Source organism: Prevotellamassilia timonensis (assembly GCF_021531665.1).
Lineage (GTDB): Bacteria > Bacteroidota > Bacteroidia > Bacteroidales > Bacteroidaceae > Alloprevotella.
In genome coordinates, this window is sequence record NZ_JADYUH010000017.1 from 12,877 (window position 1) to 38,894 (window position 26,018).

At 53.8% G+C, this 26,018-nt stretch carries 19 protein-coding genes; 9 read left to right on the plus strand and 10 right to left on the minus strand.

Features of this window, described 5'->3' with window-relative positions; all coding sequences use genetic code 11:
• Positions 1 to 377 precede the first annotated feature (377 nt).
• Positions 378 to 2,765 carry a GumC family protein gene (locus tag I6E40_RS04635; RefSeq protein ID WP_235385735.1) on the plus strand — a complete coding sequence of 796 codons (2,388 nt, stop codon included), beginning with the start codon at positions 378 to 380 and terminating at the stop codon, positions 2,763 to 2,765.
• Between the two features lie 405 nt (positions 2,766 to 3,170).
• The gene (locus I6E40_RS04640) at positions 3,171 to 3,392 is read left to right on the plus strand and encodes a response regulator (RefSeq protein ID WP_235385736.1); all 222 of its coding nucleotides are present in this window, start codon (positions 3,171 to 3,173) and stop codon (positions 3,390 to 3,392) included.
• 104 nt (positions 3,393 to 3,496) lie between these two features.
• Here I6E40_RS04640 and I6E40_RS04645 read toward each other — a convergent pair whose 3' ends face one another.
• The 3 genes from I6E40_RS04645 to pnp all read right to left on the minus strand — a co-directional run bounded on the left by I6E40_RS04645 (position 3,497) and on the right by pnp (position 9,185).
• A complete protein-coding gene (locus I6E40_RS04645) occupies positions 3,497 to 4,138 on the minus strand; it encodes an outer membrane beta-barrel protein (protein ID WP_235385737.1) in 642 nt (213 codons plus the stop codon).
• 25 nt (positions 4,139 to 4,163) lie between these two features.
• Positions 4,164 to 6,032: an SLC13 family permease gene (locus I6E40_RS04650; RefSeq protein WP_235385752.1), complete on the minus strand. Its 1,869-nt coding sequence runs from the start codon at positions 6,030 to 6,032 to the stop codon at positions 4,164 to 4,166.
• 936 nt (positions 6,033 to 6,968) lie between these two features.
• Positions 6,969 to 9,185: a polyribonucleotide nucleotidyltransferase gene (gene pnp, locus I6E40_RS04655; RefSeq protein WP_235385738.1), complete on the minus strand. Its 2,217-nt coding sequence runs from the start codon at positions 9,183 to 9,185 to the stop codon at positions 6,969 to 6,971.
• Between the two features lie 509 nt (positions 9,186 to 9,694).
• Between pnp and I6E40_RS04660 the strand changes: the two genes are divergently transcribed.
• The 5 genes from I6E40_RS04660 (at position 9,695) to I6E40_RS04680 (ending at position 15,884) form a co-directional block, all read left to right on the plus strand.
• Entirely contained in the window at positions 9,695 to 10,876 is a 1,182-nt protein-coding gene (locus tag I6E40_RS04660; protein ID WP_235385739.1) for a PCMD domain-containing protein, read from the plus strand.
• 83 nt (positions 10,877 to 10,959) lie between these two features.
• Complete coding sequence (locus tag I6E40_RS04665) at positions 10,960 to 11,742, plus strand: porin family protein (protein ID WP_235385740.1); 783 nt, start codon at positions 10,960 to 10,962, stop codon at positions 11,740 to 11,742.
• 64 nt (positions 11,743 to 11,806) lie between these two features.
• Positions 11,807 to 12,433, plus strand: a complete 627-nt coding sequence (locus I6E40_RS04670) for a calycin-like domain-containing protein (protein ID WP_235385741.1) — start codon at positions 11,807 to 11,809, stop codon at positions 12,431 to 12,433.
• A gap of 20 nt (positions 12,434 to 12,453) precedes the next feature.
• Positions 12,454 to 14,808, plus strand: coding sequence for a PCMD domain-containing protein (locus I6E40_RS04675; protein ID WP_235385742.1), 2,355 nt, complete (start codon positions 12,454 to 12,456; stop codon positions 14,806 to 14,808).
• Positions 14,809 to 14,945: 137 nt separating this feature from the next.
• Positions 14,946 to 15,884 carry a DMT family transporter gene (locus tag I6E40_RS04680; RefSeq protein ID WP_235385743.1) on the plus strand — a complete coding sequence of 313 codons (939 nt, stop codon included), beginning with the start codon at positions 14,946 to 14,948 and terminating at the stop codon, positions 15,882 to 15,884.
• Positions 15,885 to 16,060: 176 nt separating this feature from the next.
• Here I6E40_RS04680 and sufB read toward each other — a convergent pair whose 3' ends face one another.
• The 7 genes from sufB to I6E40_RS04715 form a co-directional block, all read right to left on the minus strand.
• Positions 16,061 to 17,503, minus strand: coding sequence for a Fe-S cluster assembly protein SufB (gene sufB, locus I6E40_RS04685; protein WP_235385744.1), 1,443 nt, complete (start codon positions 17,501 to 17,503; stop codon positions 16,061 to 16,063).
• Positions 17,504 to 17,557: 54 nt separating this feature from the next.
• Complete coding sequence (locus I6E40_RS04690; protein ID WP_235385745.1) at positions 17,558 to 18,097, minus strand: CvpA family protein; 540 nt, start codon at positions 18,095 to 18,097, stop codon at positions 17,558 to 17,560.
• Positions 18,098 to 18,170: 73 nt separating this feature from the next.
• On the minus strand, positions 18,171 to 19,247 hold the full coding sequence (locus I6E40_RS04695; RefSeq protein ID WP_235385746.1) for a YeiH family protein: 1,077 nt from the start codon (positions 19,245 to 19,247) through the stop codon (positions 18,171 to 18,173).
• A gap of 32 nt (positions 19,248 to 19,279) precedes the next feature.
• On the minus strand, positions 19,280 to 21,442 hold the full coding sequence (locus I6E40_RS04700; protein ID WP_235385747.1) for a S9 family peptidase: 2,163 nt from the start codon (positions 21,440 to 21,442) through the stop codon (positions 19,280 to 19,282).
• 46 nt (positions 21,443 to 21,488) lie between these two features.
• Positions 21,489 to 22,997 carry a class I SAM-dependent RNA methyltransferase gene (locus I6E40_RS04705; protein WP_235385748.1) on the minus strand — a complete coding sequence of 503 codons (1,509 nt, stop codon included), beginning with the start codon at positions 22,995 to 22,997 and terminating at the stop codon, positions 21,489 to 21,491.
• 70 nt (positions 22,998 to 23,067) lie between these two features.
• On the minus strand, positions 23,068 to 23,955 hold the full coding sequence (locus I6E40_RS04710; RefSeq protein WP_235385749.1) for a serine O-acetyltransferase: 888 nt from the start codon (positions 23,953 to 23,955) through the stop codon (positions 23,068 to 23,070).
• A gap of 1 nt (position 23,956) precedes the next feature.
• Positions 23,957 to 24,193 carry a hypothetical protein gene (locus tag I6E40_RS04715; RefSeq protein WP_235385750.1) on the minus strand — a complete coding sequence of 79 codons (237 nt, stop codon included), beginning with the start codon at positions 24,191 to 24,193 and terminating at the stop codon, positions 23,957 to 23,959.
• Between the two features lie 379 nt (positions 24,194 to 24,572).
• Between I6E40_RS04715 and greA the strand changes: the two genes are divergently transcribed.
• Together greA and I6E40_RS04725 are read left to right on the plus strand one after the other, a co-directional pair.
• The gene (greA, locus tag I6E40_RS04720) at positions 24,573 to 25,043 is read left to right on the plus strand and encodes a transcription elongation factor GreA (RefSeq protein ID WP_235385751.1); all 471 of its coding nucleotides are present in this window, start codon (positions 24,573 to 24,575) and stop codon (positions 25,041 to 25,043) included.
• A gap of 322 nt (positions 25,044 to 25,365) precedes the next feature.
• On the plus strand, positions 25,366 to 25,773 hold the full coding sequence (locus I6E40_RS04725; RefSeq protein ID WP_235385753.1) for an HIT family protein: 408 nt from the start codon (positions 25,366 to 25,368) through the stop codon (positions 25,771 to 25,773).
• The last annotated feature ends 245 nt before the right edge of the window (positions 25,774 to 26,018 follow it).

The window sequence follows — 26,018 nt, forward strand, 5'->3', positions numbered from 1 at the left end:
GCCAACACGACGCAGTCCCCGTTTTATAAACACAAAAAACAGGACGCAATGACAGGGGATGGCGGGATTGTATAATCCCCCAAAAGACGGGGTTGGGATTTTCGTTTCAAAATTGGACGAGACAAACACAAACACCGTCGAAATACTTCCTAACTACAGCCCCTTTAAGCACAAAAAAGACGTTTTGTGAAGAAAGAGAGAAATAAATTAGAAATGAATGCCTCAAAATGAGAGATAATTAAACGAACTTCCCTATATTTGCAAAGTTTTAAGATATTAACGAGCGTCTGCGCTGAATCCAAAGTGTCTCTTCCACCGAACACGCAGAGCCAGCCTCAGCACAGAACGCCTACTCTTCACTCAATCATACGTTCAACATGGCCAACGAAAATCCGAACTTCCAAGAAGTTGAAGAAAGAAATTTCAAAATTGAAGACTTTCTCATCGTGATTCTCTCCAAATGGTATTGGATTGTACTCTCCGTGATACTGGCAGTGACGGCTGCCACACTGTGGACGCTGCGCTCCACACCCATCTACACCCGCAGCGCTGCACTGCTCATCAAAAACGACGAGAACAACACCTCATCCATCAATCAGGAGTTCAAAGACCTGGGAATCATCTCTCAGAACGCCAACATCAACAACGAAATCATCATCCTCAGCGCTCCCGTGCTGATGGAAGAGACCGTCAAACGAGCCCACACCGACATCCAAATGACGGTGGAGGAAGGACTACACAACGCACCGCTCTATGACAACTCGCCCATCACACTCCTCATGCCCGAAGCAAGCGACCAGTTCGGATGCTCTTTCAAAATGAAACTGCTCCCGAACAAAAAAGCAGAACTCTGGGATTTCGTCACAGACCATGGCATCAACGAGAAAAAAATCACCGTGGACATGGGAACGCTCGGACGCACTCCCGTCGGGAAAGTGGTCATCCAACCGACAGAATTCTGGGGAAAAACCTTCACCGACCAGGAAATCACCGTGACGAAATATCCGGTCAAAGCCATTGCCGGCTCCTTCTCCGGCAGACTCTCCGTCACCCTCGCCGACAAAGAAGCATCCATCCTGAACATCAACCTCTCCGACGCCAGCCGCCAGCGCGCCGAAGACATGATTTTCAAACTCATTGAAGTCTATAACGAACAATGGCTCAAAGACCGCAACCGAGTGGCGGAAAGCACCTACCAGTTCATCACCGAACGTCTCAACACACTGAGCAAAGAACTCGGCGATGTGGACCAAAAGATTTCTGACTACAAGTCCAGCACGCTCCTCCCCGACTTGGACCAGGCATCTGCCATGTATCTCACACAAAGCCAGAGAAACACAGACCAAATCCTCTTGCTGAACAACCAACTCAGCGTGGCGAAATACATCAAAGACTATCTCAACGACCGAACCAAAGAGGGAAAATATCTCCCCACCAACACGGGAATCGGTTCCACGGGCATCGAGCAAATGATTGCCAACTACAACCGACAGGTCAGCCTGTGTGAAGAACTCCGCACAAACAGCAGCGACAACTCGCCCATCGTGCAGAGGATGCTGAACGACCTGGCACAACAGCGCAGCACCATCATCCACTCTCTCGAGAATCTCATTTCACAACTGAACTCGCAAATCAAAAACTGGCAACGAACCGAGGGAGAAACCAACCAAAAACTCGCCTCAGCACCACGACAGGTGAAACAACTGCTTTCCATCGGACGCCAGCAAAAGGTGAAAGAGTCTCTCTACATCTACCTCCTCCAGAAACGTGAAGAGAACGAACTCTCCAAAACCTACACCGCTTGGAACACACGCATCATCCAGCCGCCCACGGGTTCCAACATGCCGAGTTCACCACGCAAGAGAATGATTCTCCTCGTCGCCTTTGGCATCGGCCTCGCCATCCCCATCGGCATTCTCTTCCTCCGCGACACCATGGACCACACCGTTCGAGGCAGAGCTGACCTTGACGAGATGCCCATGCCGCTACTCGGAGAAATCCCCGCAATGGTGCAGAAGAAGCACTGGTGGCAGAGAGGACGCACAAACGTGGATCGAATGGTCTATATCGAAGAGAACTCGCGCGACCTCATCAACGAATCCTTCCGCATCCTGCGAACCAAACTTGACTACTTTGTCAACAGCTTCCAGGACGGCAGCAAGGTCATCATGCTGACCTCCTTCAACGCCGGCTCCGGAAAGAGCTTCATCACAGCCAACCTTTCCAAAGTCATCGGACTGAAGAACAAGAAAGTGCTCGCCATCGACCTCGACCTGCGCCACTGCTCGCTCTCCGGCATCGTCGGTAAACCGAAAGTCGGCATCAGCCACTACCTCGCAGGACTCGACGACAACACGGACGCGCTCATCAAGAAGGATGCCCTCGGCATCGGAGTGGACGTCATGCCCGTCGGCATCATACCGCCCAACCCGACAGAGCTTCTCCTCAACAACAGAATGGGCGAACTGATGGAAAAGGTGAAGGACCAATATGACTACATCATCATTGACTGTCCGCCCATCGACATCGTTGCCGACACGATTATCTTGAAGAAATATGTCGATATCAGCCTCTTCATCATCCGCGCCGGCGTCATGGACCGCCGCCTCTTGAAGGAAGTCAACGTACTCTATCAGGAGAACACCTACAAGCACATGGCAATCGTCCTCAACGGCACGAAGTACGTCAGCAGCCGATACGGCAACTACCGCTACGGTTACGGCTATGGTTATGGCTACGGTTACGGCTATATCAACAACAAGTAACTCCTCCAAAACACACGACGTCAGATTTTCACGTCACTCTCCCACACTGCGCTAGGGCACTCTGCTCTTGCGCAGTTTTTTCATGTACCGCCCCGTGATTGAAAGAACAACGGGGCAACTTTTCCGACAATGTGCCGACTGTCTCTGACGCAGACCTCTCCACGAAAGAGCCGAGTTCTGCCCTCACCCATCACGAAAAAAAGAAGGTAAAAAAATTCCATAACTAAAAGATAATCAGTATATTTGCTACAGAAAGCACTCAACCCCAACACAAAAAATGCCGCGTTCGTGGACAAGAGAAACGCCTCCGAAAACAAAAAAACACGATTCGGCGAAAAATCAAACCCACACAAAAACAACTTCATAGGGGGGGCGCACTCCCTATTCCATAATATACACCCTCAAATGAAACCTCGTTTGCTAATCGTCGATGACCATCCCGTGGTGGCTCGCGGAGTCGCCGCTCTGCTTGCTCCTCTGTTCACGACGGACACTTCCTGCGCACAGTCAGGCAGCGAAGCCCTCAAGTTCGTCTCCTCAGCGCTCCACTCCCAACCCTACACGCTCGCCATCATCGACCTCAAACTTCCCAAAACCTCCGGCATAACCTACAGGAGTCCGCACTAGAACGCTTACCGGGACAGCAACAAAAAATGCAACGGTCTTGAAACGTCACCGAAATGGCGTTCAAGACCGTTGCATTCGTTGTTGTCCGAGAGACAGCCGCTCTCTTAGAAAATGTAGGCGGCGTGAACCTGGAAGGAGTTGGTCTTATACTTCAAACGATAGTCCGTGTTGCTTCCGGCATTGCCTCCGAAGTTTTCAAAGATGGCTTTTCCGGTGTGGCCCAGCGCGAAGTTGTAGCCCACGCCGACTTCAAAGTGCTTGAAGAGGCGGACACCGGCACCCACGTTCCAAGTCGTGTTGAGGTTGCGCGTGCTGAAGTTCGTGCCGCTGCCGAAGTTGCTCCAGCTCATGTTGTTGATGGCAAAGCCAAACTGAGGACCGGTGGAGGCATAAACCTTTGCCACGCTTCCGAGACCAATGCTATAGACAAGATTCACAGGGATTTCAAAGGAGCGATAGGTCTCCGTCTTGTCGTTGATGTCGAGATAGCGCTCAGAATACTGGATGGCGGCGTTGAATCCAAGACCAATGCCGCTGGAGAAACTGATTTTCGGACCGACATACCAACCCGCACGGTTGGAGGAGGAGATTTGTCTGCCATAGGCGTCGGTGCCGCCGCCGTCGAGTTTGAGTTTCGTCAGGTTCATACCGGCATCAATGCCCCAGTTGAAACTCTGAGCCTTGCTCTCACCGGCAAAGAAAATGCCGAGGACAAGCACGAGGGAAAGAAGAAGTGAACGTTTCATTGTGAAAATTATTTTCATTTTTTTATTAGAACGGGAAGAACAAAGGAATGGTCAGAATGGCGACAATGCCCATGATGATTTGGAGAGGTACGCCGACCTTCACGTAGTCCATGAAGTTGTAGTGTCCGGCGTTCATCACCATGGCGTTGGGCGGCGTGCAAATCGGGGTGGCGAAGCAAGCAGAAGCTGCCACGGCGGCTGCCATCATGAACGGCGTCGGAGAAACTCCCAACTGGGAAGCAGCAGCCCAAGCAATGGGAGCCACGAGAATGGCGGTCGCCGAATTGCTGATGAAGGTGGAGAGCACGGAGGTCACGAGATAGACACCTGCCATCGCCGCAATCGGTCCGTAGGCGTGAAGATTTTCCACGAGGGTCGTGGCAATCCATTCGGAGATGCCGGTTTTGGAAAGCGCAGTGGACATCGGCATCATCGCCGCAATCAGGACAATGCTTTCCCAACCAATCATCTTGTAGGCGGCATCGACACTTCTCACGCAGCGAGTCAGCACCATGAGCAAACCGGCAATGATGACGGTGGCGACGGGCTTCACGCCAATGTAGTCAGCGAACACCATGCAAAGCACCATGATGGTCATGATGCAGGCTGCCAAAGGAGCCTTGTGGTCAAGTGCCACGCTTTCCGCATCTTTGTTGGGAGAACCAATGACAATCCACTCGCGGTTTTTCTTGTTCATGCTCTCAATGCCCTTCCAGTAGCCGTGAACGAGCAACATGTCACCCGGCTTGATAATGGAGTCGAGCACATCATCGAAGATGTATTTTCCATTTCGCTTAATCGCCAAGACGCTGACGTTGTAGCGTTCCTTGAAGTTAGCGGTGCGCAGCGGACGGTTAATCATGGCACTTTCGGGCGAGATGAGCACCTCGGCGAGACCAATTTCGTAGAAGTCAAGCTTGGCTTTGCCTTCGGTCTCAATGTCTTCAAAGACGGAGAGCTGTTGTTCTGCCGCAAATTTCTCGACTTTTTCTTTGTGACCGAGAACGTAGAGCGTGTCGCCGGAGTGGAACTGCGTCGAGACGGAAACGGGTTCCTGAATGTTGCTGCTGAAGACCGTGCGATTGGAGCGGCGCACCTCAAGAATGGTCACGCCATACTTGTGACGAATGTCCAACTCACCCACGGTGCGTCCCTCGAGCGGAGACATCTTGTCGGGGGATTGGAGGCGGAAGACGAGATTGTCGATGTGGTATTCATGGAGCAGGGAAGCCAGGTTGTCTTCTTCGCCCTCGGCTTCGCTGTCCTTGGACTTCTTGCCCATGAAAAGGCGGCAAAGGGGATAGAGGAGCAACAGACCGACCGCCAAACAGATGATACCGATGGGGAGGAAGTCAAAGAAGGCAAAACCTTCACGACCGTTGTCGCGCAAATAGCCATCCACAATCAAGTTGGGAGGCGTACCGATGAGCGTCAGGATGCCACCCATTGAACTGGCAAACGCCAAAGGCATCATCAACTTGGCTGGGCTGGTGCCGGCGGACTTCGCCATGGCAAGGATGATGGGAAGCAGCAGGGCGACCGTTCCCGTGTTGCTGACAAAGGCAGCGACAACGGCGGTGACGAGCATCACGAGGAAGAAAAGTTTCACCTCATTCGTGCCGGCAAGCTTGAGCAGACGACCGCTGATGATTTTGGCAAGACCGGTTTGGAACACGGCACCGCCGACCACGAAGAGACCAATCATCATGACTACGGCAGAGTTGGAGAAACCGGCGAGCGCCTCTGACGGAGTGAGCACGTTGGTGACAAGCAACAGTGCCAGAGAGCTGAGAGCGACAATGTCGGAGCGCACCTTGTCTGCCATGAAAGCCACAATGGTGAGTCCGAAGATGACAAGAACGGTACCGACTTGTCCGGCGGGAGAAGAAAGCATTTCTCCCAACTGTGACAGCCACCCGCCAACCTGCGACAAGGCGACCATCGCTTCAGAAAATAATTCCATGAGAAATGTATGTGTGAGTTTGTTACGTATTTATTTCGTTTTCCGCAAAGAGCAAAATGCCCAACAAAGAGCATTCGTGCAAATTCCGCGCGAAAATACGGAATATTGCACGAATGAGCAAGTTTCTCTGTGTAAATCAAGCATTTTTCCTCGCAACGAGGAGAGATGCGCGGCAATTTGAGACGTCAGAGAAACAAATGGAACGCTTCCGAGCGGCGAGACCTCTCAACGCGTTTAGGCATACGAGGTGTTCTAAAAGAGGCTCCGTCACTTCTGCGTGCGCATCTCGTCACTTACCGCCGTGCCGCGGCATGTTTACCGCCGTGCCGCGGTAAGTCTACCGCCGTGCCGCGGTAAGTTTACCGTCGCGCCGCGGTAAGTGACGAAGCGGCGCGCGGGAGTGACGAAGCGGCGCGCGGGAACAATGCCACGCCGTCCGCGAACGCTATGTTTTTGACGAATGCAGATTTTGATGCAACTCTGCTCCCGTGACACCCCGTCACCGACCCGTCATCACCCCGTTACGTTCGTTACGTTCGTTACGCACGTTACGCACGATTCATTCGCGTTCATTCGATCCATACGCTTCATTCGCGTTCATTCGTTTGATTCGTGTTCAAAAACCAGAATGTAGGTTTTCGTGTATAGATTGCAGAGTTTTTTCCCTTTGATTTATGTATAGCAAACTGCTCTGACGGTCATCTACTTGACATCTATTTGACACGACCGCGCCATATTCCATCACTTATAGAACACGCCATCTAAAAAAAGGCTGCGCCGAGGAGTTCGGTGCAGCCTTTGAAAGGAGAGAGGGAGCATGCAATGTGGCAACCACCAGAGTCGTGGTTTCACTCGCCTACTCCGCAATTAGTCGTGGTGGGGACGGCGCGGGGGACGGTTCTCACCGTTTTCACGGCGGGGACGACGGGCGGGACGCTCTTCCCATCCTTCGGGCTTCTCTTCAAGCACGCGGTGAGAGAGGCGGAACTTGCCGGTCTTGTCGTCAATCTCAAGGAGTTTCACCTGAATGGTGTCGCCTTCCTTGATGCCGGCTTCTTCCACGGTTTCGAGACGCTTCCAAGCAATCTCGCTGATGTGGAGCAAGCCTTCCTTGCCCGGCATGAACTCAACGAAGCAGCCGTAGGGCATGATGCTGACCACTTTTGCGTCATAGACCTCGCCCACTTCGGGGATGGCAACAATGGCGCGAATCTTGGCAACAGCTGCGTCGATGCTTTCCTTGTTGGGACCGCTCACCTGAATCTTGCCTACGCCGTCTTCTTCATCAATCGTGATGGTGGCACCGGTTTCTTCCTGCATGCCCTGAATGATTTTACCGCCGGGGCCAATGACAGCACCAATGAATTCCTTGGGAATCTCGAAGGCTTCAATGCGGGGCACGTGGGGTTTGAGTTCGGGACGGGGTGCGGGCATGGCTTCCACAATCTTGGAAAGGATGTGTTCGCGTGCCTGCTTGGCTTGGGCGAGTGCCTTTTCAAGGATTTCGTAGGAGAGACCGTCGCACTTGATGTCCATCTGAGTGGCGGTGAGACCCTTGGCAGTACCGGTGGTCTTGAAGTCCATATCGCCGAGGTGGTCTTCGTCGCCGAGGATGTCGCTCAAAACGGCATATTTGTCTTCGCCGGGGTTCTTGATGAGTCCCATGGCGATGCCGCTGACGGGAGCTTTGATGGGCACACCGGCATCCATGAGAGCGAGCGTTCCGGCGCAGACGGTAGCCATGGAGGACGAACCGTTGCTTTCAAGGATGTCGCTGACAACGCGAATGGTGTAGGGATAGTCTGCGGGAATCTGACCCTTGAGGGCGCGCCAAGCGAGGTGACCGTGACCGATTTCACGACGACCAACGCCACGCTGTGCTTTGGCTTCGCCGGTGGAGAAGGGCGGGAAGTTGTAGTGAAGGAGGAAGCGCATGTAGCTCTTGTCCAACACGTCGTCCACCATCTTTTCGTCGAGTTTGGTGCCGAGGGTGGCAGTGGCGAGCGCCTGAGTTTCGCCGCGAGTGAAGATGGAAGAACCGTGAGGCATGGGGAGCGGAGAAACTTCGCACCAGATGGGGCGAATGTCAGTGGTGCCGCGACCGTCGAGGCGTTTGCCTTCGTCAAGGATGCAACGGCGCATGGCGTCGCGCTCCACATCGTGATAGTAGCGGTCCACGAGGGCGTTCTTCTCTTCGAGTTCTTCAGCGGTCATGTCGGAATGAGCGGCGGCGTAGGCTTCTTTGAAGTCCTCGCGAATCTTGGTGAACGCCTCTTCACGCTGATGCTTGTCGTGGTCACCGGCTTGAGCGATGGCATAGGCAGGAGCGTAGCACTGATCTTTCACAGCCTGACGGAGTTCTTCGTCGTTCACCTCGTCATCATATTCTCTCTTGACGTCGGTACCGAGTTCCTTGGAGAGTTCTTTTTGGAGTTGGCACATGGGTTTGATTGCCTCGTGTGCCACTTTGAGTGCTTCGAGGAGTGCGCTTTCGGGCACTTCGTCCATTTCTCCTTCCACCATCATGATGTTTTCCTCGGTGGCACCGACCATGATGTCCATGTCAGCCTTTTCGAGTTGTTGGAAAGTGGGGTTCACAATGTATTCTCCATCAACGCGAGCGACGCGCACTTCGGAGATGGGACCTTCAAAGGGGATGTCGCTGGCGGCGAGAGCAGCGGAGGCTGCGAAGCCGGCAAGAGCGTCGGGCATGTCCACGCCATCGGCGGAGAAGAGCGTGATGTTCACATAGACTTCGCAATGATAGTCAGAGGGAAACAAGGGGCGCAGGGCACGGTCCACGAGACGGGAGGTGAGGATTTCGTAGTCACCGGCGCGACCTTCACGTTTGGTGAAGCCACCGGGGAAGCGTCCGGCTGCGCTGTATTTTTCTTTGTAGTCACACTGCAGGGGCATGAAGTCTGTGCCGGGTTGTGCGGTCTTGGCGGCACAAACGGTGGCGAGCAGCATCGTGTTGTTGAGACGAAGCATGACGGCTCCGTCAGCCTGCTTTGCCAGTTTTCCGGTTTCAATGCTGATGACGCGGCCATCGGGCAGAGAAACGCTTTTTGTAATTACATTCATCTTTTTTCTTGTAATGTTTATTTGTTAAAACCTTTAGAAATCGCGCAAAAGTAGTGATAAAAATCCTATCTCGCTGACAAAGAGCACAAATATTTTTGTTTTAAGGGGCGTTCTGACGAATTCAGACAAATACTCAGACGAATATTCAGACGAATAAATCCCGACACAGCTCCTCCACCCGATGCGAGGCATTCCCGCGCTTTGAAAGTCAAAATTTCTTTCGAGAGCAACGTTCCGGCTCGCGAAGAAATCAAGCCTCGTATGCCGAGCATGATGGCTTTTCTCCGATGAAAACGGGGATTTTGAACAAAATGAGCGATGAAAAAAGAACGGAAAATTGCAAAGAGGAGAAAGCAGAAAAAACGGTAATACCACAAAAAACGGTAGAAAAGTGGTTTACCTTTCCAAAAACTAAATTTGCATAATTTGAAAAATCGTAACTTTGCAGAGCAAAAACACAAATAACTGCACGAAAGAATCTCTTTCATTCACATTTCCCTTTCTCATTCATGAAGAAATCCTCTTTTTTCCTCCTTGCGGCATTCGCAAGTCTTCCATGTCTCGTGTCGTGCATCCAAGATGAACCGTTGAACGCGGAATGCGACATCCTTGACGTGGAACAAAGTTGGGTGGATGCCCATCCCGGTCTGCTCATCGGTAATCCGCGAGTGGAAAACACCCGCGTGGCGTTCACCATTCAACCCGGCTCTGACCGCACTGCGCTCAACCCACGCTTTGAACTCACCCCCGGTGCCACCATCACCATGAAAGAAAACGGAGTGGACATCCCTGCCAACGGCGTGACCCGTGACTTCTCATCTCCGCAAACCTACACCGTTCACTCGCAGGACGGATTTTGGAAAAAGGACTATGAAGTTTCCTTCTCCCCCCGCAAATCTATCACCAAACTGAGTTTTGAAAACTTCAGACTCGACGCCACAGGACGCTACTACGAATGGTACGAAGTGGACGCCGACGAGTTGGGAACAGAACTCTACTATTGGGCAACGGGTAACGCCGGCTATGCCATCACCGGAATGGGCAATGCTCCCGATGACTACCCCTCCAATCCCGATGCTCACGGCGTGTCCAATGAAAACGGCACAGGATCCAAATGCATCCGTCTGGAAACTCGCGCCACCGGTTCTTTCGGAGAACGTTTGAAGATGCCTCTTGCCGCCGGCAACATCTTCATCGGTGAATTCGCCTCTTCACAAGCCGCCATGTATCCCCGACGTGCCACCAAGTTCGGTTTGCAACTCGTGACGGAAGTGCCCGTAAAACTGGAAGGCTACTATAAGTATAAAGCCGGCGAGACCTTCATTGACATCAACAAGGTTGAGCATCCCGAACTCCACGACATGGCGGACATCTACGCCGTGGTGTATGAAGCCTATCCCGAAGGCAGCGACAAGTTCGTCCCACTCAACGGCGACGATGTGCTCTCCTCCGACCGCATCGTGCTCTTGGCACGCATCGACGAACCGGGCGAACCCGAGGAATGGACCTTCTTCAGCGAACCCTTCAAGCCGGTCGGAAACAAAACAATCTCCGAAGAAATGCTCCGTGAGAACAAATATGCCATCGCCATCGTCTGCACCTCCTCCCGCGACGGAGCCTACTTCAACGGCGCCATCGGCTCGGTGCTCTACGTGGATGAACTCAAAGTGGTTTGGAAAGGCGACGAATAAGCAGTACTTCACTTATATTTAAATAGGAGCGACCGACAACCACCGTCTTCCTCCGACTCACCTCTCAATCCGAAACTTCTCACATGAAAAAGATAATTCTTTCCCTCCTCCTGCTCCTTCCCCTCAGCGTCGCAGCCCACACCAACGACGAAGTGAAGGACACCGACAACAATCTGTTGAAAGCCGCCCTCAAAGGCTGGCACGTGCGCCTCGGCGCAGGCTTCAACCTCGGCGGCACCTCTCCGCTGCCGCTGCCCGCGGAGATTCGCAAAATCGAAAGTTATCAGCCGGGGCTCTGCTTCACCGTGCAGGGCGCTGCCCACAAACAGTTTGGCGAGAAAAAGAAATGGGGACTCATGCTCGGACTCCGATTTGAAAGCAAGGGCATGAAGACCGACGCCACCGTGAAGAACTATCACATGGAAGCCGTGAACGACGATGGTAGCGGCACCGTGCGCGGAGCATGGACCGGAAAGGTCAAGACAGAAGTGAACAACAACTATCTGACCATCCCCGTGCTCGCCACCTACAACTTCAACGAGCGCTGGATGGTGAAAGCCGGACCCTACTTCTCCTACATGGTGAATGGCACGTTCAAAGGGTCTGCCTACGACGGCTACATCCGTGACCAGGAACCGACCGGCACGAAAACAGAAGTGCAATCTGCTTCCTACGATTTCAGTGACGACCTCCGCCGCTTCCAATGGGGCGTGCAGGCAGGCGGCGAGTTCAAAGCCTACAAACACCTCAGCGTCTCCCTCGACCTCACTTGGGGTTTGAACGGCATCTTCCCCTCCGACTTCCAAAGCGTGACCTTTGCCCTCTACCCCATCTACGGCACACTCGGCTTCCACTACCTCTTCTAAGAATCCAACGTGGCTGCAATGCCGCTTCAACCGCAAATTATTCACTCATTAATACCTCAACCGTATGAAGAAATTTTTACTCTCTCTCGCAGTGCTCTTCACTGCCACATTCTCCGCAAACGCTCAGGTCGTGGACACCAAACCCATCTGCGGAACCTACACTTGCGACTTCTATCTTTCCATGCCGGACCCCATACCCGATGACCTTGAACCCATCCCCAGCACGCCCGTGCAAATCCTTCCAGGCGACGAAGCCGGCACCATCAACTTCTTCCTCCAGAACTTCTCAATGAATGGAGAAGTGTTGGGCGACGTGTTGCTGAAGAACATCAAAGTGCAGTGCGATGCTGAAGGAAAATACACTTTCGTGGAGCACGATGCACAGCGCGTGGAACTGCCGGCTGCAGACATCGTGGCTGACGCCAAACTGAACTGTACCACCACTTACGTGAAGAACGGCAAACTCTATGCTGACGTGGACATCGTCTGGATTATGAACGATGTGCCGGTCAGCCCGATTTACGTGCGTCTCATCAGCACCGCCTCCACCGCCGGCATCGGCGAAGTGAGCGTGAACCGCACCACCCGCAACGGCGTCTATACGTTGGACGGTCGCTTCCTCGGCAACGAGCTCAAGGCAAACGCTCCCAAGGGTGTCTATGTCGTGAACGGCAAGAAAATCTTGAAATAATCATCAAGTAAGAATCCCACATGAAACTTTTGAAAAAACTCTCTCTGTTGGCACTCTGCTGCGGACTTACCGCACAGGCTCAGCAAATCAACGGCTCCTTCGATGATGCTTGGGAGACCTGCACACCGTGGACCAACGGCGGCAGTCACGCCGAAGGAACCCAGCCTCAAGGCTGGTGCGCTGCCAACGTGGCTGGCATGAACTTCCTCGGCTGGAAGGGCAACACCACCGTGGTCTCTCAAGTGGCAGGACGCAACGGTTCCACCGCTGCTGTCAAAATGGCGAACACGCCGAACTCCTACATGACATCCATGATTGTGCCCGGCTACCTTGCCCTCGGCACCACTTGGAGCACGGCAAAAGGTGCAAGCGGCGGCAACGCCGACGGCGGCACCTGGGGCGGCAAGGCTTTCAACTTCAAACCCGATGCCATCCGCTTCTACTACCAGCGCAGCGCCAGCAATGCCGACAGCCCCGCTTCCGTGATTGCCTATCTTTGGAAGGGAACTTATCTGCAAGCCAGTGTGCCCTGCAACATCGGACTCACCTCCGTCTCCACCTGCACCATGGAAGACCGCGACCGCAACATCCTTGACATGGCTACGGCACAGGGGGGTGCGGTGACGCAGACCGGAACACGCATCGCTAAGATTGAGACCTACATCAGCAACGTGACTTCCGAATGGACGGAGATGACCATTCCTTTCAACTACGAAACTGATGACACACCCGAGAAAATCAACGTCATCTTCGCTGCTAACGACTACTTTAACACGAACGTCGTCAACGGCAATTCGCTCACCATCGATGACGTGGAACTCGTTTACTACCACGAACTCGCTTCGCTGAAATTCTTCGGTCAAAGCCTCAACCTTGAAAAAGCAGCGAGCGCAGAAGGCGTCAGCATGGGCGACCTGACCTACGACCCTGCTCAACTCACCTACGAAATCAAGGGTGTGGGCGCCACCGCCGAAAAGAGTTATGACGCAGCCACCGGTGTGCTCACCATCACCGTCAAAGGCAACGACTTCAGCGCCAATGCGGAAAGCAAGACCGACTACACCGTGCGCTTTGCAGCCGGCGGAGTAGATCCCGACCCGGATCCCGATCCCGACCCCGAACCGGATCCCGATCCCGACCCCTCCGTACAAGGTCTTGGAGAGCCCATCACCTCGCTTAGCCAAATCACCAACCGGAAGACCTACGTTCTCTACAACCCGGGGTACACTGCCTACGCCATCTACAACGCCGAGCAGTCTCCCATCAACGTGTGGACTGCCGGAATGTGCGACGGCGATGACAGCCACAAGGTGATTGACACCAGCTACTCCACCCCGCTCGACCCGACGTCCGACGGCTCTGCCTGGATGATTGTGGCGTTCAATGGCAAATATTACCTCTACAACATGGGTGCCAAGAAGTTCCTCGTCACTCCCGAGCACGAACCGACGCCCGCCATCTGCCAATTCAACGAGACGCCGAGAGGACTCTCCATCACGGAATTGGGCGACGGTCGCTTCGCCTTCAACAGCACCGAGGATTCCAAGGGCTTCCTCTGCGCCGCTCCTCAGTTGGCTTTCCCGCTCAGCGTTTGGGACACCAACGACACCGGTGCTTCCTGGCAAATCATGGAGAACACCAACATCGCTGCCGACCTCGACGTGTTAGGTTTGATTGACCCGTCTCTCGAACCCGACCCCGAACAACCCGGCGAAGCAGTTGCCTCCTTAGACGAGATTAGCATGGAAACCACCTATCTCATCTACAACCCCACCTTCACCGCTTATCTCACCTACCACGCTGAGCACGCCGGCGAGCAGGGTTATGTCTGGACTGCAGGCATGGTGGGCGATGCAGACCACGTGTTGGCACAGGAGAACTACGGTGAAGCAGTTGATATCGCCTCTCCCGCCGCCTCTTGGATGGTGCTTCCCATTGAGGGCAAGTTCTATGTCTATAACATGGGCTTCGCCAAGTATCTCACCACGCCGGGCTATGTGGACCACACCTCTCCCTGCGTCTTCAGCGACACCCCCGTGGCACTCACCGTCGAGGACCTCGGCAACGCCACCTTCGCTCTGACCGCCACCGGACACGAACTGGACTATCTCTGCGCCGCGCCGCAACAGTCCGCCTCCCCCATCGGAATCTGGAGAAGCAACGACAGCGGTGCTTGCTGGAAGTTCCTCCCCAACCCCAATGTCGCAGCCGACGCTGAACTCGCCAAACAACTCACCGGCATCCGCGACGCCATTCTCAACGACGTGAAGGACGGAAAAATCTACAACCTCAGCGGACGCTACGTCGGACGCAGCACGAAACAACTCACGAAAGGCGTTTACATCTGCAACGGACGCAAGTTCGTCGTGAAATAAACCTCCCTTCCGATAATGCTCAAATAGAAGCATAAAACTCAAATTGCAGCAGGAAACAAGCGGCGCAAGTCCTTGTTTCCTGCTCTTTCCATGAAAACGTTCGAAGCACTGCTTTCATTTTTCTCACGATGAACAAAATGAAGAAACCACAAACGACCGTGTCCCAACCGGGACGCATATTCTCTCATCCCGTCTGGGCAGGATGCCTCGCCCTCGGTGCCGCCATCCTTTGGGGATTTGCCTATCCGCTCATCAAAATCGGCATGACAGAGTTCTGCATCACGCCCGACATGACCGGAAGCAAGATGGTCTTCGCCGGCATCCGCTTCTTCTTCTCCGGTCTCATCATCCTGGTGGCTGCGGTGTGTCTGAAGCGCAGTTTCAAGGTGAAGAGCGTTTCCTCCATTCCCTTCATCGTGGTCTTTTCACTACTCAACACGACGCTCCACTATGCATTCTTCTATTTCGGACTCTCCCACAGCGAAGGAGCCCGCGCTGCCATTCTCAACTCGCTGAGCGTCTTTCTCGTGGTCATTTTCGCCTGCGTCTTCTTCAAAAGCGACCGCATGCAACGCCACAAGGTTGCCGGTTGCGCGGTCGGCATCGCAGGCATCTTTGCACTCCACGCCGGAAACGCGGACAGCGGGCACTTCACCTTGCTCGGCGATGGTTTCATCATTCTGAACGCCGTGTGTTCAGCCTTGGCGTCCCTCATGACACGGCGCCTTTGTCGCATGGTCGATGTCTTTGTCGGCACGGGCATCAGCCTTTCACTCGGAGGTTTCCTGTTGCTCCTTCCCGCATCCTGGGGCAGTGGCACGCTGCCGAGCATCACTCCCTCCGGCGTTTGGGTACTGCTGGCATTGATTGCCATTTCCACCATCTCATTTGTGCTCTACAATCAGTTGCTGCTCGTCAATCCTGTTGGCAAAATCGCCATCTACAATTCCCTCATCCCCGTGACGGGCGCCCTCACCTCCTGCATTTTCCTTCACGAACCCTTCCGTCCGGAATACGTTGTCGCCGTGGCGCTCGCCACCGCCGGCATCCTGCTCATCAACAAAGGGAAGGGATAGGAGCATCGCCTCATTGAACTTCTATCTTGAAAGTTCAGAATTATTGTGATATAACAAAGCCCCAACTTGTGAAAGTCAGGGCTTTATTTTTTGGTTTTCAATATATTATAAAACAAAGAGGCTGCACCAATTTTGATACAGCCTCCTGCACGCATTTTGAGAGAGAAGCCTCGTTCTCAGCCCACGCTGCCTTCCAGCGACACGCTGAGGAGTTTCTGTGCTTCCACGGCAAACTCCATGGGCAGTTTGTTGATGACTTCGCGGGCATAGCCTCCGACAATCAGACCGACAGCGTCTTCGGTCGGGATGCCACGCTGGTTGCAATAGAGCAACTGGTCTTCGGAAATCTTGGAAGTCGTGGCTTCATGTTCCACGGTGGCGTTGTCATTTGCCACGTCGATGTAGGGGAAAGTGTGAGCGCCGCAGTGACTGCCCAACAGCAGTGAGTCGCAGGAGGAATAGTTTCTCGCGCCCTCCGCCTTGGGACCGACTTTGACAAGTCCGCGATAGGAGTTCTGACTGTGACCAGCGGAGATGCCTTTTGAGATAATCGTGCTGCGGGTGTTGCGTCCGAGGTGGAGCATCTTGGTGCCGGTGTCTGCTTCCTGGTGGTTGTTGGTGACGGCGACGCTGTAGAACTCCGCCTGTGAATTGTCGCCCATGAGGACGCAAGACGGATATTTCCAAGTGATGGCACTTCCGGTTTCCACCTGCGTCCAAGACAAACGGGCATTGCGACCACGCAGTTGCCCTCGTTTGGTGACGAGGTTATAGACTCCACCCTTTCCATCTTTGTCGCCGGGATACCAGTTCTGGACGGTGGAGTATTTCACCTCGGCGTCTTCGTTCACGATGATTTCAACGATGGCGGCGTGGAGTTGGTTCTCGTCGCGCATCGGGGCAGTGCAACCTTCGAGGTAACTGACATAGCCTCCGTCGTCGCAGACGATGAGCGTGCGTTCAAACTGTCCCGTGTTGCGAGCGTTGATGCGGAAGTAGGTGGAGAGTTCCATGGGGCAGCGCACGCCTTTGGGAATATAAACAAAACTTCCGTCGGAGAAGACGGCGGAGTTGAGGGCAGCGAAGAAGTTGTCGGCAGGCGGCACGACGGTGCCGAGATATTTCCGAACAAGTTCCGGATTCTCGCGCACGGCTTCGCTGATGGAGGAGAAGATGATGCCTTTCTCTTGCAGTTTCTCTTTGAAAGTGGTCTTCACGCTGACGGAGTCCATGACGGCATCGACCGCCACGCCGGCGAGTTGCATGCGTTCTTCAAGAGGGATGCCGAGTTTGTCAAAAGTCTTCATCAGTTCCGGGTCTATCTCCTTCTTTCCCTCGTCACGCTGCTTCTTCGTCGGGTCGGCGTAGTAGGAAATCGCCTGATAGTCTATGGGAGGGAGATTCACGTGTCCCCACGTCGGCGCTTCGAGCGTCAGCCAGTGACGATAGGCTTTGAGGCGAAAGTCCAAAAGCCATTCCGGTTCTCCCTTTTTGGAGGAAATGAGGCGAATGACGTCCTCGTTCAGACCTTTCTCAATGATTTCGGTGTGAACGTCGGTCGTGAAGCCGTATTCATATTTCTTCTCGGCAAAAAATCTCGCTGTTTCGTTGTCTGCCATGTTTTTTTAAATCAAAATCAACTCAACCTGATTGATAGAACATCCCTTCTGTGATTAGGGCTTAGCGGGGCGTTCGGTCATATCGACCCAAACCGTGTCATTCTTCTCCGCGTCGCTATCCTCTTGAAGCACCTCTCCGACAGCCTCGGGCACGAAGGACGAGACGATGGCGGCGACGGGACGATAGAGGAGAGAGTTTTTCGTGCGTTCTTCGTTCATGATGCCAAGCGCATCCATGGCGTTGAAGACACAACTGAGGAGGAGCAGGAACTTTGCCACACTGATGAGCATGCCAAGGATGCTGTTGGGGATGCCGAGTTCCATGCCTTTCAGGGCTTTGGTGAGCATGTTGGCGACGAGGCCGAGCGCAATGGGAACAATAATCCAAAGCAGGAAGAACGCCACGATGCTAGTCATCATGTTGCTCTCGCTGCCACTGACGGCAAGATATTCTCCGAGGAAGGAGTAGCAGGTGGCGGCAATGAACAAACCGACGAGGATGCCGACCGTCGAAACAATTTCTTTCAGGAATCCGGCGCGCCAACCGCTGAAGGCAGCCCACGCCATGAGAATGAGAATGAATGCGTCAATCATTTCTGTGTCGTATATATATAATAAGGAGTGTGCTCTCTGTTTATAGGAGTTGCTATATTATAAGGTGTAGGGTTCAGCAGCCCAGCAGCGGGAGCAGATATTTCGCCAGCAGCCAGCCTCCGCCGAAGAGCCAGACGAAGAGGAGGGCAGCGAGCACAAAGGGTTTGGCACCCGCTTTTTTGAATTTGTCGATGCTGGTTTCGGCGCCGAGCGCGGTCATTGCCATGGTGAGCATGAAAGTGTCGGCATATTCAATCGCGCCGTTCAACGGTATGTCCTTCACGGTGGCTGCACCGGTCAGCGTTTGCAACAGCGTGTTGATGCCGATGACAACGATGAACCAGAAGGCGAACCAAGGAATCGTGATTTTGCGTTTTCCGCCGCTTTCACCGCTTTGGCGGTTGCGCAGACGATCCAGCACGATGCCCATGATGAGCAGGACAGGTGCGAGGAGCATGACGCGAATCATTTTGGTGATGGTTGCCGTGCCGGCGATGCCGAGGGAGTCCGTGGGGTCCATGGCGTTGCCTGCGCCGGCGACGTGTGCCACCTCGTGAAGCGTGCCTCCGGTGTAGATTGCCACTTGTGCGTCACTCATGTTGAAAAGCCCTGCGCGGTAGAGGGAGGGATAGAGGAACATGGCAATCGTGCCGAAGATGACGACGGTGCTGACGGCGATGGCGGTTTTGTGGCCTTCGCAGCGCACCACGGGTTCTGCGCCGAGCACGGCTGCGGCGCCGCAGATGGCGCTACCGGTGGAGGTCATCAACGCCGTGTCGCTGTCCATCTTGAGCCAGCGTCCAAGCACGATGCCCAAGAAAATCGTTCCGCCCACGATGATGCTGTCAAAGACAATGGCGGGCAGTCCGACCTCGGCGACTTGGGCGAGGGTGAGACGGAATCCGTAGAGCACGATGCCTGTGCGCAGAATCTGTTTCGTGCAGAACTTGATGCCGGGCACCCAGGTTTCGGGCAGGCGGTTGCGCAGGCTGTTGGCATAGAGCATGCCCAAAATGATGCCGACGATGAGGGGGCTGAGCGAAAGGCTGCGAACGAAGGGTATTTCAGAGATATAGAACGCGGCAAACGAGAACAAGGCAATGAGCAAAATGCCGTGGGCGGTGTTAGCTCGGTTTTCTTTTTGGAACATGGGTTGGTTGTGTTGAGTCTATTCGGAGTCTCTTATTTCAGATAGTCTTCAAAGTATCGGGTGATGCGTTCGTGGAGGTGCACCATGTCGCTTCCCATCATGTTGTGCTCCTGTCCGGGATAGACGAAGTAGTCGGGCTGCGTGCCGGCATCTTCACAGGCTCTGAGGAAGGCGAGGGAGTGTTGGAGCACGCAGGTGCCATCGTTCAGACCGACGATGATTTGCAGACGTCCCTTCAGGTTCTTCGCCTTGTTCAGCAGCGAGCAGCGTTCGTAGCCCTCGGGATTCTCCTGCGGCGTGTCCATGTAGCGTTCACCATACATCACCTCATAGTATTTCCAATCAATGACGGGTCCCCCTGCGACGCCGACTTTGAAGACGTCAGGATGGGAGCACATCAGGTTCGTGGTCATGAAACCGCCGAACGACCAGCCGTGCACGCCGAGGCGGTCCTTATCTACATAGGGAAGAGAGGTCAGGAACTCAACGCCCTTCATTTGATCTTCCATCTCGACTTCGCCGAGGTGACGGAAGGTGACGCTTTCAAACTCAAAGCCGCGGTTCTCGGAGCCTCGGTTGTCCACAACAAAAACGACATAACCCTTCTGTGCCATGTAGGCTTCCCAAGGACGCATGAGATAGTTCCAGGATTCATCGACGTTGTGGGCGTGGGGACCGCCATAGACATAGACGACGGCGGGATATTTCTTGGCGGGGTCGAAGCCGACGGGTTTGACGAGACGGTAGTAGAGGTCTGTCTTTCCGTCAGCAGCCTTTAGCGTTCCACCACTGATTTCGGGCACTTCATAGTCCTTCCAGGGCGTTCCGTCGGTTTGGAGCACGACGGGTTTTGCGCCACCGGTGCTGACGAGTTCCGTCTGGCGGAAGGTGTCGGGGGCACTCCAACGGTCCAAGAGCCAGGCTCCGCCGGCGCTGAGCGTGGCACGGTGAGTGCCGCGACCGTTGTCGAGGAGCGTGCGCTTCAGCGTCTTGAGATTGACGGCGTAGAGGTTGTGGCGAATGGGAGAAGCCTCGTTGCTTTTGATGATGACGGACTTGGAGGCGGCGTGGAAGCCGAGGAACTGGAGCACCTCAAACTCTCCTTTGGTCAGTTGTTTCGGTTCGCCGCCGGAGACGGACATGAGGTAGAGGTGATTGTAGCCGTCACGGCGAGTTTGGTAGATGAACTTATCGGCATCCCAAGGCAGGAAGACGATGGGGTGCATCGGTTCGACATATTTCGGATTGGTCTCGGTGTAGAGCACTGCGCCGCGGCGTCCGGTGGCAGCATCGTAGGCAACGAGTTCTGCCTTGTCCTGCGTGCGAGGCAGTTCGATGACATAGACGGTCTTCTCGTCGGGTGACCAAGCGATGTTGGTGAAGTAGCGGTCAGTCGGGTCTCCGGTTTGAAGATATACGGTGGTTTCTGTTTCAGGATTATAGATGCCCACCTGCACTTTGTGGCTGGTCATGCCCGCCATGGGATAGGCTTCGGGGGCGAGTTGGGCAACGCGGGGGCTGATGTCGATAAGCGGGAAGTCGGTCACCATGGATTGGTCCATACGGTAGAAGGCGAGGAGTTTGCCCGACGGACTGAAGAACGTTCCTTTCTCGATGCCGAACTCGTTGCGGTGGACGCTCATGCCATACTGCAACTGTCGTGTTCCGTCCTTGCTGACTTGGTGCGCTTTACCGTCGGCGGTGCGCACGAAGAGATTCCAGTCCTTGACGTAGGCTTCGCTCTTGGAGGCGGCGCAGAACTCGGAATGCTGCGTACCGGCGGTGACGGGTTGCTGCCAAACCACTTTGCGCGTTGCCCAGTCATAGAGGAAGCGCTGTTTGGAAGTGGAGAGCAACACCTCGGTGCGGTCGGCATAGGGGAAGGAAGCGTAGAGGATGTTATATACCTTGCCAACCCGAGCGGTGTCGAGGGCGGCATTGACGTCTTCCACGGTGAAGAGTCGCTTCATTCCGGCGTCTTTTCCTTTTTCGTTGAATGCCAGTGCGGCGTCATCGACGGAAAGTTTGACGAGTTTGTCGCCCCAGAAGGCGGCGGAATAACTTTTGGGCTGCAGGTTCCAGTAGTTTGAACCGCCCCACATGAGGTCATCGAGCGTAAAGCTCTTTTTGTTTTGTGCAGTGACAGGTGTCATGAGAAGAAGGAGCAACAGACTCCAGACTATTCTTTTTTTCATGCTAAAAAAATGCTTTGTGCTTTTATGTTTGCCGTGAAAGGCGGTTTCAGTCTTTCTTATGTCCGGACTTTCCGAAGGGTTTCTTGCCGGAAGGCTTTTTGCCGAAGGGTTTCTTGCCGCCTTGTTTCCCATCGCGTTTGAAGTCTCGCTTGCCATCGCGTTTGAAGTCGCCTCCTTTGTGTTCCGAGCGGGACGCAGTGGCGGGACGGGACGTGCGGCGCTTCTCAAAGTCACGGTGACGGCGGCGCAGGAGTCGGTAGTCGTGATCCAAGTCTTCGTCGTCCTCAAAACTTTCGTTTTCGTGGTTTTCATCCTCAAAGCGGCGTTTGAAGTCTTCACGGTCGTGGTGGAAGCGTCGCTGGTCGCTCATGAGGCGTCGTTCTTCGTCCGTCTTGACCGTTCCGCCTTGTGCGCGGAACTTGCCCAAGCGTCCCTCAAAGAGTTGGAACTTGCGGAAGTCGCAGTCAATCTTTCCGTTGAAAACTTCCACTTTGAAACTGTGGCGCAGTCCGAGACACTCAAAGAGTTCCTGACGGCTGCAGATAATCCAGGCGTCATTGCCCACGAACTCGTGTTTCAAGCGACTGCCCACCTCATGATAGAGTTGCAAGAGGTCGGGCGGTGTGAGACGTTCGCCGTAGGGCGGGTTGGTCACCATGAGAGCGGGCGACTCGGGACGCGTGAACTCGCGGAAGTCTCTGCGCTCCACACGAACGATGTCAGCGACTCCGGCACTCTTAGCATTGGCGAGGGCAGCATCGACGGCGGACTGGTTGAGGTCGTAGCCGTAAACCATGTGCTCAAACGGACGCTCTGCCGAGTCGTCGTTATATATCTCATCCAGCATGTCAGCGTCGAAATCTTTCCACTTCTCAAAGGCATATTCTTTACGGAACACGCCCGGTGCGATGTTGCGGGCAATGAGGGCGGCTTCAACGAGGAAGGTACCGGAACCGCAGAAGGGGTCAATGAAATCGCTTTCTCCGTTCCATCCTGTCATCTTGATGAGTCCCGCCGCAAGCACTTCGTTGATGGGTGCTTCGACGGTGCGCACTCTGTAGCCTCTGTGGTGCAGACTTTCGCCGGAGGAGTCAAGGGAGAGTGTGCATTCGGTGTCGGAGATGTGGATGTTGAGACGCACGTCGGGGTTGGTGATGCGAATGGTGGGGCGTTCGCCGGTGGTTTCTCGGAAGAAATCGACGATGGCATCTTTGACTTTATATGCCACGAACTTCGAGTGGCGGAACTCTTCGGAATTGACGACGGAGTCCACGACGAAGGTGGTGTTCAAATCAATGAATTCATCCCAGCGCACCTTTCTGACGGCATCATAGACCTCATCTGCATTCTTTGCTTGAAAATGAGCGATGGGTTTCAGAATTCTGACGGCAGTTCGAAGACAGAAGTTGGCACGGTAGAGCATTCGCTTGTCGCCGGTGAAGGAAACCATGCGATGACCTAACTGCACATTGTTGGCGCCCAACTCGGTCAGTTCTTGAGCGAGCACCTCTTCCAAACCTTTGAAGGTTTTAGCAATAATCTCAAATTCTTGCATGAGAAGCAGAGGGATTTTATGGAGTGACTAATGGGGATTCTTAGAAAAATTATGGCGTTATGAAGCGGAACTACACTTTCAGCGTGGCGCCTGCTTCCACGTCGTGAGTGACCCAGACGTTGGCACCGATGGTAGCGCCGCGACCAATTTTCACGCGACCAAGAATCGTGGCGTTGGAATAGACGACCACGTCATCACAGAGGATGGGATGGCGGGGAATGTCTTTGATGGGATTGCCTTCTTCGTCGAGCGGAAAACTCTTTGCGCCGAGGGTCACGCCTTGGTAGAGTTTGACGTGACTGCCGATGATGCAGGTCTCTCCGATGACCGTGCCTGTGCCGTGGTCAATGGTGAAGTAACTTCCAATTTCTGCGCCGGGGTGGATGTCTATGCCGGTTTCGCTGTGGGCGAGTTCCGTGATGATTCTTGGAATGAGTGGAACGCCGAGTTTGTGGAGTTCGTGAGCCAGACGGTAGCAGGTGAGTGCCCGAATGACGGGATAACAACTGATGACTTCGCCATAGTTCTGCGCGGCGGGGTCTCCGAGATAGGCGGCTTCGACGTCAGTGGCGAGGATGCGCCTCACCTCGGGCAGTCGCCCAATCAGCGCCACTGCCAACTCTTCGGCGCGGCGGCGACAGTCGCAGCAGCCTTCTTGGTCGGAAGAAGCACTCTCAAAACAGAGTCCGGCTTGGATTTGTCCGGAGAGCAGGGTGAAGAGTTGTTCGATTTCGACGCCGATGTGATACTTAATCGTGGTGGCGTGCAAGGAAGAACGACCATAGAATCCGGGGAAGAGGACAGCGCGTCCGAGGGCAATGATTTCCTCAAGCGCAACGGTGGAGGGCAAGGGGTCGCCGTGGCGGTGCGGATGATAGAGACCCGGCATTTGTTTCGTGTCGGCGAGTTCATCTACAGTCTTGTGCAGAAGGAAGGTGTGTTGATCCGATGTGCTCATGTCAAAAGCGATATACAAAACCTTTGCCTCTTTTGTCAAAGCGAAAAAACAGACAAAGCATCATGGAACGGGCAAAATTACGAAAAAATTCCCACAAACTCCCGACTTTTGCACCTCCGCAGCGCTCAAAAGGGGTTTTATTCCACACTAAACCTTCAAAGATTTGCCCAATCCAAAAGAATGCCCTACCTTTGCAGCGGTAAAAGTTATTAAAGTGAAGGAAAGGATTCCTTGGCATGAGTTTCATGCAGGAGTTCTTTCGGTTTTTTTAGTCTGACGCTCAAAGGGCATGCCGCCCCGCCGATGAAAAAAAACAACGCCACTGCGAGAAAATGACTCCTCAAAAACGCTTCAGCGGAAGCTACGCAGTGAAACATTGATGACTGAACATCCAAATCCGAATACATAAGGGGTGTTCTAAAAATTAGGTTGAAAACGTAAGCACTTTTTTTGAACGTTCCTTATCCCGTAATTTATCAAACACCCCATAATTTATTCCTGTCACAACGCTGTTGACGACCGCAAAGAGGTTCTTGCCCGGCACTGACCTCACAGGTTTCCGCGTTCCTCAAGAACGACAACCTGGCGGCAGACAGCGGTTCATTTTTATCTTTATCATGGCATATATGACCCAAGAGGGCTACGACAAAATGGTGGCCCAACTCAGAAAAATGGAAACAATCGACCGTCCCGCTGCCTCCGCCGCCATCGCCGAGGCACGAGACAAGGGAGATTTGTCTGAAAACTCAGAGTATGACGCTGCCAAAGAGGCACAAGCCATGCTCGAAATCAAGATTAACAACCTCAAGGCTACCATCGCCGACGCTAAAATCATCGATGCGTCCAAACTGCGCAGCGACGTCGTGCAGATTCTCTCCACCGTCGAGATGAAAAACGTCAAGAACGGCATGGTCATGAAATACACCATCGTCAGCGAAAGCGAAGCCAACCTGCGCGAAGGAAAGATTTCCTCCACCACGCCCATCGCACAAGGACTGCTCGGAAAGAAAGTCGGCGACATCGTGGACGTGAAGATTCCACAAGGCACCATCCAACTCGAAATCCTCAGCATCTCCGTCTCTGCCTGAGAACGCCGGGATGCTGAAGCCCACGGACTGAGGAACGTGCTCGCTTGAAACACTCATGCTCGCCGCACGACGTGCGTCGAACACCTTATAGGGGTGTTCTAAAAATTAGGTTGAGTTGATTTTTGATTTCTTAGAGATGAACTTTTGTCAGTTGAGGAAGGAGCATAGTGGGCTATGTGACTGACGAAACTTACAAAAGGGCGCGCTAAGAAACGAAAAGCGGCCAAAACGTAAGCACTTTCTTTTGAACGTTCCTTATCCCGTAATTTATAGAACACCCCTTATAGGACTTCTACACAGGAACGCACCTAAAAAGATTTACATCATGACCATCTTTTCAAAAATCGTTGCAGGAGAAATTCCCTCCTACAAATGCGCCGAGAACGACGAGTTCTATGCCTTTCTCGACATCAGTCCCGTGGCTCAGGGTCACACCTTGGTAGTTCCCAAGCGCGAGGTGGACTATTTGTTTGACCTTGCCGACGATGAACTGAGCCGCATGGTTGTTTTTGCCAAGCAGGTTGCTGCCGCCATCAAAACCGCCTTTCCCTGCCGAAAAGTGGGCATGGCTGTTTTGGGACTGGAAGTGAACCATGCACACATTCATCTCGTCCCCCTCAAGACAGAGGGTGACATGGACTTCAGAAAACCCAAACTGGAACTCGCCCCGGAAGTCATGGCGGACACTGCCGCCCGCATCCTGAAGGCTTTCGAGGCAGCCAAAAACTGATGCACAAACCGCAACGCCAACCGGACGCAGTCAAAGAACTGACTGTCGGCAGTTGAAACGTTGCACGACCGAGGTCGCGATTTTTACCACATTTGACAGACTCCGCAGCCCACTCATGGTGAGTTGCGGAGTCTGTTTTTTCAGCATTCACTCATGCCCACCTTTTCTGCGATTGTAACCATCCGAAATCAACCGTCTTGTTCAAATTCTTCGCGCTTTCGTACTTTGCAGGCAAAAAAAGCCAT

What these genes read in the sequence shown, in the direction of transcription:
- I6E40_RS04635 (WP_235385735.1), top strand. Translation starts at nt 378, where the DNA reads ATGGCCAACGAAAATCCGAACTTCCAAGAAGTTGAAGAAAGAAATTTC.
- I6E40_RS04640 (WP_235385736.1), top strand. Translation starts at nt 3,171, where the DNA reads ATGAAACCTCGTTTGCTAATCGTCGATGACCATCCCGTGGTGGCTCGC.
- I6E40_RS04645 (WP_235385737.1), bottom strand. Translation starts at nt 4,138, where the DNA reads ATGAAACGTTCACTTCTTCTTTCCCTCGTGCTTGTCCTCGGCATTTTC.
- I6E40_RS04650 (WP_235385752.1), bottom strand. Translation starts at nt 6,032, where the DNA reads ATGCTTTCTTCTCCCGCCGGACAAGTCGGTACCGTTCTTGTCATCTTC.
- pnp (WP_235385738.1), bottom strand. Translation starts at nt 9,185, where the DNA reads ATGAATGTAATTACAAAAAGCGTTTCTCTGCCCGATGGCCGCGTCATC.
- I6E40_RS04660 (WP_235385739.1), top strand. Translation starts at nt 9,695, where the DNA reads ATGAAGAAATCCTCTTTTTTCCTCCTTGCGGCATTCGCAAGTCTTCCA.
- I6E40_RS04665 (WP_235385740.1), top strand. Translation starts at nt 10,960, where the DNA reads ATGAAAAAGATAATTCTTTCCCTCCTCCTGCTCCTTCCCCTCAGCGTC.
- I6E40_RS04670 (WP_235385741.1), top strand. Translation starts at nt 11,807, where the DNA reads ATGAAGAAATTTTTACTCTCTCTCGCAGTGCTCTTCACTGCCACATTC.
- I6E40_RS04675 (WP_235385742.1), top strand. Translation starts at nt 12,454, where the DNA reads ATGAAACTTTTGAAAAAACTCTCTCTGTTGGCACTCTGCTGCGGACTT.
- I6E40_RS04680 (WP_235385743.1), top strand. Translation starts at nt 14,946, where the DNA reads ATGAAGAAACCACAAACGACCGTGTCCCAACCGGGACGCATATTCTCT.
- sufB (WP_235385744.1), bottom strand. Translation starts at nt 17,503, where the DNA reads ATGGCAGACAACGAAACAGCGAGATTTTTTGCCGAGAAGAAATATGAA.
- I6E40_RS04690 (WP_235385745.1), bottom strand. Translation starts at nt 18,097, where the DNA reads ATGATTGACGCATTCATTCTCATTCTCATGGCGTGGGCTGCCTTCAGC.
- I6E40_RS04695 (WP_235385746.1), bottom strand. Translation starts at nt 19,247, where the DNA reads ATGTTCCAAAAAGAAAACCGAGCTAACACCGCCCACGGCATTTTGCTC.
- I6E40_RS04700 (WP_235385747.1), bottom strand. Translation starts at nt 21,442, where the DNA reads ATGAAAAAAAGAATAGTCTGGAGTCTGTTGCTCCTTCTTCTCATGACA.
- I6E40_RS04705 (WP_235385748.1), bottom strand. Translation starts at nt 22,997, where the DNA reads ATGCAAGAATTTGAGATTATTGCTAAAACCTTCAAAGGTTTGGAAGAG.
- I6E40_RS04710 (WP_235385749.1), bottom strand. Translation starts at nt 23,955, where the DNA reads ATGAGCACATCGGATCAACACACCTTCCTTCTGCACAAGACTGTAGAT.
- I6E40_RS04715 (WP_235385750.1), bottom strand. Translation starts at nt 24,193, where the DNA reads ATGCCAAGGAATCCTTTCCTTCACTTTAATAACTTTTACCGCTGCAAA.
- greA (WP_235385751.1), top strand. Translation starts at nt 24,573, where the DNA reads ATGGCATATATGACCCAAGAGGGCTACGACAAAATGGTGGCCCAACTC.